4 protein-coding genes are annotated in these 4299 nt (G+C 70.1%); all 4 read left to right on the forward strand.

Going from position 1 to position 4299, the window contains the following annotated elements:
- The coding region (locus tag NS354_RS11690; RefSeq protein WP_153002206.1) for a substrate-binding domain-containing protein at positions 1-664 on the forward strand (664 nt) is incomplete at its 5' end.
- A gap of 26 nt (positions 665-690) precedes the next feature.
- Positions 691-2241, forward strand: a complete 1551-nt coding sequence (locus NS354_RS11695; RefSeq protein WP_082678066.1) for a sugar ABC transporter ATP-binding protein — start codon at positions 691-693, stop codon at positions 2239-2241.
- Complete coding sequence (locus tag NS354_RS11700; protein ID WP_058594649.1) at positions 2238-3260, forward strand: ABC transporter permease; 1023 nt, start codon at positions 2238-2240, stop codon at positions 3258-3260. The genes NS354_RS11695 and NS354_RS11700 overlap by 4 nt, the downstream gene beginning before the upstream one ends.
- Positions 3253-4245 (forward strand): ABC transporter permease, encoded by a 993-nt coding sequence (locus NS354_RS11705; protein WP_058594650.1) that lies wholly within the window; start codon positions 3253-3255, stop codon positions 4243-4245. The genes NS354_RS11700 and NS354_RS11705 overlap by 8 nt, the downstream gene beginning before the upstream one ends.
- Positions 4246-4299: the final 54 nt, after the last annotated feature.

Below are 4299 nucleotides of genomic sequence, written 5' to 3' on the forward strand. Positions count from 1 at the left end.
CGGCGGCCCCTACGACAACGAGTACGTCTACACCGTCTCCACCGACTGGGCGAGCGCGGGCAAGACCGGAGCCGAATGGCTCGTGTCGCAGCTCGGCGACAACAAGGAGGTCGTCGTGCTCGAAGGCGTGGCCGGTGTTCCCCTGAACGACACCTCGATGCCCGCCGTCACCGAAGTGCTCGAAGCGGGCGGCGCCACGATCGTCGCCGAGGGCGCGAACGGCTGGAACGAGGCCGACGCGCAGCAGACCATGGCACAGATCCTGCAATCCCACCCCGACGTCGGCGGCGTGTACTCGTTCCTGACCGGCGGCCAGGGAGTGCCCGCAGCGTTCGCCGACGCCAACCTCGACTTCGTCCCCGTCGTCGGCGGTTCGGGGTACAACGGCGAGGCGTGCACCCTCGTGGACAACGCCGAAGCCGGGCTCACCGGAAACATGGTCTTCGGGCACCCGGCGATCTACGCGAAGGGGCTCGAGCAGGCCGTGCTGCTGCTCCAGGGCGAGGACATCGAGCAGGAGCAGTACTTCCCGCCCGCCGAGATCACCACCGAGAACGCGGAGGAGTTCTGCCAGCCCGACATGCCCGACAACTTCCAGCTCGGATACGACTTCCCCGGGCTCGACATCACGCTCGAGGAGTACCTCGAGTTCGCGAAGCAGTAGTCGGCCGAACGAGCGGGAGCCCCAGCATGACCCAGCAGACGCGTACGGTCGGCGCCGCAGGCGCGGCGCCGACCGACCGTTCCGCGCCACTCGTCGTGGCGCAGAACCTCAGCAAGAACTACGGCCCCGTGCAGGCCGTGGTGGGAGTCGACTTCACCTGCCTCCCCGGCGAGGTGCACGCACTCGTCGGAGAGAACGGAGCGGGCAAGAGCACCGTCTCGAAGATGCTCTCCGGCGCGGTCGTGCCGTCGAGCGGCACGATCACGATCGACGGCCAGACGCTGCACGGCGGCAGTATCGCCCGTGCTCGCGCCCTGGGCATCGCGTGCGCGTACCAGGAGATCGCGCTGGTCCCCGAGTGGACGGTCGCCGAGAATCTCGCCCTGCCCGAAGTGGGCACGGGCCGCATCTACTCGCCCGCCCGGGCACTGCGACGGGCCGAGGAGATCCTCGACCAGCTGCAGCTCCCCCACATCGACCCCCATGCCCGGCTCGGCACCCTCCTGCTCGCCGACCGGCAGCTCGTCGAGATCGCCCGCGCGATCGCCGCGCGGCCGAAGCTCCTCATCCTCGACGAGGCCTCGAGCGCACTGACGCCCCCGGGCGTCGAATGGCTCTTCGCTCGCATCGGGGAGGTGACCGCCGCGGGCAGCTCCGTCATCTACGTGACGCACCGGCTGCAGGAGCTGCAGATCATCGCGGATCGCGGCACCGTGCTGCGCGACGGAGCACCGGTCGGCACCTTCGCGCGCGGCGAATGGGACGAGGATCAGCTCATCTCGATGATGGCCGGGCGAGCCACGCAGAAGCAGTTCCCGCCCGCCCCCGCCGTCGCCGCGGACGCGCCCCTGGCGCTCGAGGTGCGCGAACTCCAATCGGCCCGGCTCGCCGACGTGTCCCTGCAGGTTCGCGCCGGCGAGATCCTCGGCATCGGCGGCCTGCAGGGGCAGGGGCAGACCGAGCTGCTGCGGGCGCTCTTCGGCGCGGTCCCCGCAACGGCGACGACCTGGAACGTCGCCGGATCGCCGGTCGGGGCGCTCACCCCGCGCCGCGCCGTCAAAGCCGGCATCGGGTACGTGCCCGAGGACCGCAAGACGGAGGGGCTCGCGCTCGAACTCGGGGTGGGCGAGAACCTCTTCGCACCGTGGCTCTCCCTCTTCGGCGCCGGTGGAGCCCCGCAGCTCCGCCGCGAACGGGGCTGGATCGACGGCGTGCTCTCCGCGCTGAGCGTGCGCACCCGCGGCCCGCAGGAGAGCGCCGGGGCCCTCTCCGGCGGCAACCAGCAGAAACTCGTCTTCGGGCGCTGGATGGACCGCGACCGACGCGTGCTGATCCTCCACGACCCCACGCGCGGCATCGACGTCCGCGCGAAGCAGGAGCTCTACCGAGCGATGATCGCGCTCGCCGAGCAGGGCGTCGGCATCGTCTGGTTCTCCAGCGAGGTCGAGGAGCTCGTGCACATGTGCAACCGCATCGCCGTGCTCTACCGGGGCCGTGTGGTGCAGGAACTCGCAGGAACGGACATCACCGCGGACGCCGTCGTCGGCGCCGCGGTGGGAATGGCGGCGCACTCATGACCACCGGCACCATCTTCGCACCCGTGCGGCGGCGCACCGCGCTGCCGATCTGGCTGCAGCGCTCGCTGCACGAGGGGGCGGCACCGCCCGTCATCGCGTTCGTGCTGTTCATCGCCGTGTACCTCGCCGTGAACCCCAGCCTCCTCACCCGCTTCCAGCTGCAGTCGGCCGCGAACCTCGTCGTGCCGCTCGCGATCGCCGCGCTCGCGCAGCTCATGATCGTGCTCATCGGCGGGATCGACATCTCCATCGGAGCGGTGATCAGCCTCTGCAACGTCGTCTTCGCGACGAGCCTCGCGAGCCTCCCCGGTCCCGCCGCGTTCCTCGTAGCGGTCCTCATCGGCACGGGGTGCGGCCTCTTCAACGGCCTGCTCGTCGCCTTCGGCCGGCTCCCCGCCATCGCGGTGACCCTCGCGAGCACCTTCATCATCGGCGCGATCGCGCGCACCATCCTCGACCGCCCCGGCGGCGCGCTGAGCGAGACCGTCTTCAACGTGACGAGCGGCGAGGCGATCCCCTTCCTGCCGATGGCGATCGTGTGGCTCGTCATCGTCGGCGTCGGCGCCTGGTTCGTGCTGCAGCGCACCGCCTTCGGGCGCCAGATCTACGGCGTCGGGTCGAACCGCGACGCGGTGCAGGCCGCCGGCATCAACTCGCGCCTCGCGATCCTCGGCGCCTTCATCCTCTCCGGGGTGCTCGCGTCGATCGCAGCCGTCCTGCTCGCCGGCTCCACCGTGACGGGCGACCCCCGCAGCGGAGACCCCTACCTGCTCACATCGATCGCCGCGGTCGCGCTCTCGGGCGCGAGCTTCGCGGGCGGCCGCGGATCCGTGCTCGGCACCATCGCGGCCGCCATCGTCCTCGGCCTCGTCGGCAACCTGCTCTTCTTCGCGGGCATCAATTCCTACTGGCAGTACATCATCAACGCGTTGATCATCTTCGCGGTCGTCGCGATACCCGTGCTCGTGCGCATCGTCGGCACGCGGAAGTCGCTCGCTCAAGGAGGGCACCATGACTGACACGCTCGCCGACGCTCCGGCCGCACCGGCACGCGGGCCCGCCCAGAGCGCACTCGCACGCGTTCCGACGAGCGCGTGGGTCTTCGCCGCCTTCATCGCGCTGTTCCTGCTCAGCGGCCTCATCCGGCCCAGCCTGCTGACACTCGACGGGCTGATCACGACGGTGACGTTCGCGTCCATCCTCGCCATCGCGTCGTTCGGGCAGACCCTCGCCGTGATCCAGGGCGGCATCGACCTCTCCGTGCCCAACACGATCGCGTTCGCAGCGCTCTCGTTCCTCACCTGGAACGCGAGCCTCGGCCCCGTGCTCGCCCTCGTCGCGTCGCTGGCGGCGTCCGCGGTGATCGGGTGCATCAACGGGTTCGTCATCGCGAAGATCGGACTCACCCCGATCGTCACCACCATCGCGATGAACGGGCTGCTGTTCGGAGTGCTGCTGCTGAACTTCAGCCTCTCCGAGCTCACCAACGTTCCCGAGTTCCTGCAGACGATCACGGTGGAGAAGATCCCGTTCCTCGGCTCGTCCATCGCCGCAGTCGTGCCGCTCGCGCTGATCCTCATGCTCGTGCTGCACGCACTGCTGCGGTGGACCGGCTGGGGCCGCGCGCTCTTCCTCGTCGGCTCGTCGGAGGCGACGGCGAACCTCGCAGGGCAGCCCGTCGCCCGCATCCGCATCACCGGGTACATGCTGAGCAGTGTGCTCGCCGGCTTCGCCGGCATCGCGATCGTCGGCTACTACAACCAGGCGGAGACGATGATGGGCGCCCCCTATCTGCTGAGCTCCGTCGCGGCGGTCGTCGTCGGCGGCGCCTCGATCTTCGGCGGACGAGGGTCGGTGCTCGGCACGCTCGCCGGCGCACTGGTGCTCGGGCAGGTCTCGACCCTCGTCGTCGTGTTCAACCTCGGCGTCGCCGTGCAGGACATGGTGTACGGAGCGATCATCCTGGTCGTCGTCGCCCTCTACGGCAGGTCGCACTCCCGCTGACCGTCGCGCGAGGAGGCCGTCGCGCTCGTCGCCACCGCCTCCTCGCCCCCTTCC

It is taken from the genome of Leucobacter chromiiresistens, assembly GCF_001477055.1.
GTDB lineage: Bacteria > Actinomycetota > Actinomycetes > Actinomycetales > Microbacteriaceae > Leucobacter > Leucobacter chromiiresistens_A.

What these genes read in the sequence shown, in the direction of transcription:
- NS354_RS11705 (WP_058594650.1), top strand. Translation starts at nt 3,253, where the DNA reads ATGACTGACACGCTCGCCGACGCTCCGGCCGCACCGGCACGCGGGCCC.
- NS354_RS11695 (WP_082678066.1), top strand. Translation starts at nt 691, where the DNA reads ATGACCCAGCAGACGCGTACGGTCGGCGCCGCAGGCGCGGCGCCGACC.
- NS354_RS11700 (WP_058594649.1), top strand. Translation starts at nt 2,238, where the DNA reads ATGACCACCGGCACCATCTTCGCACCCGTGCGGCGGCGCACCGCGCTG.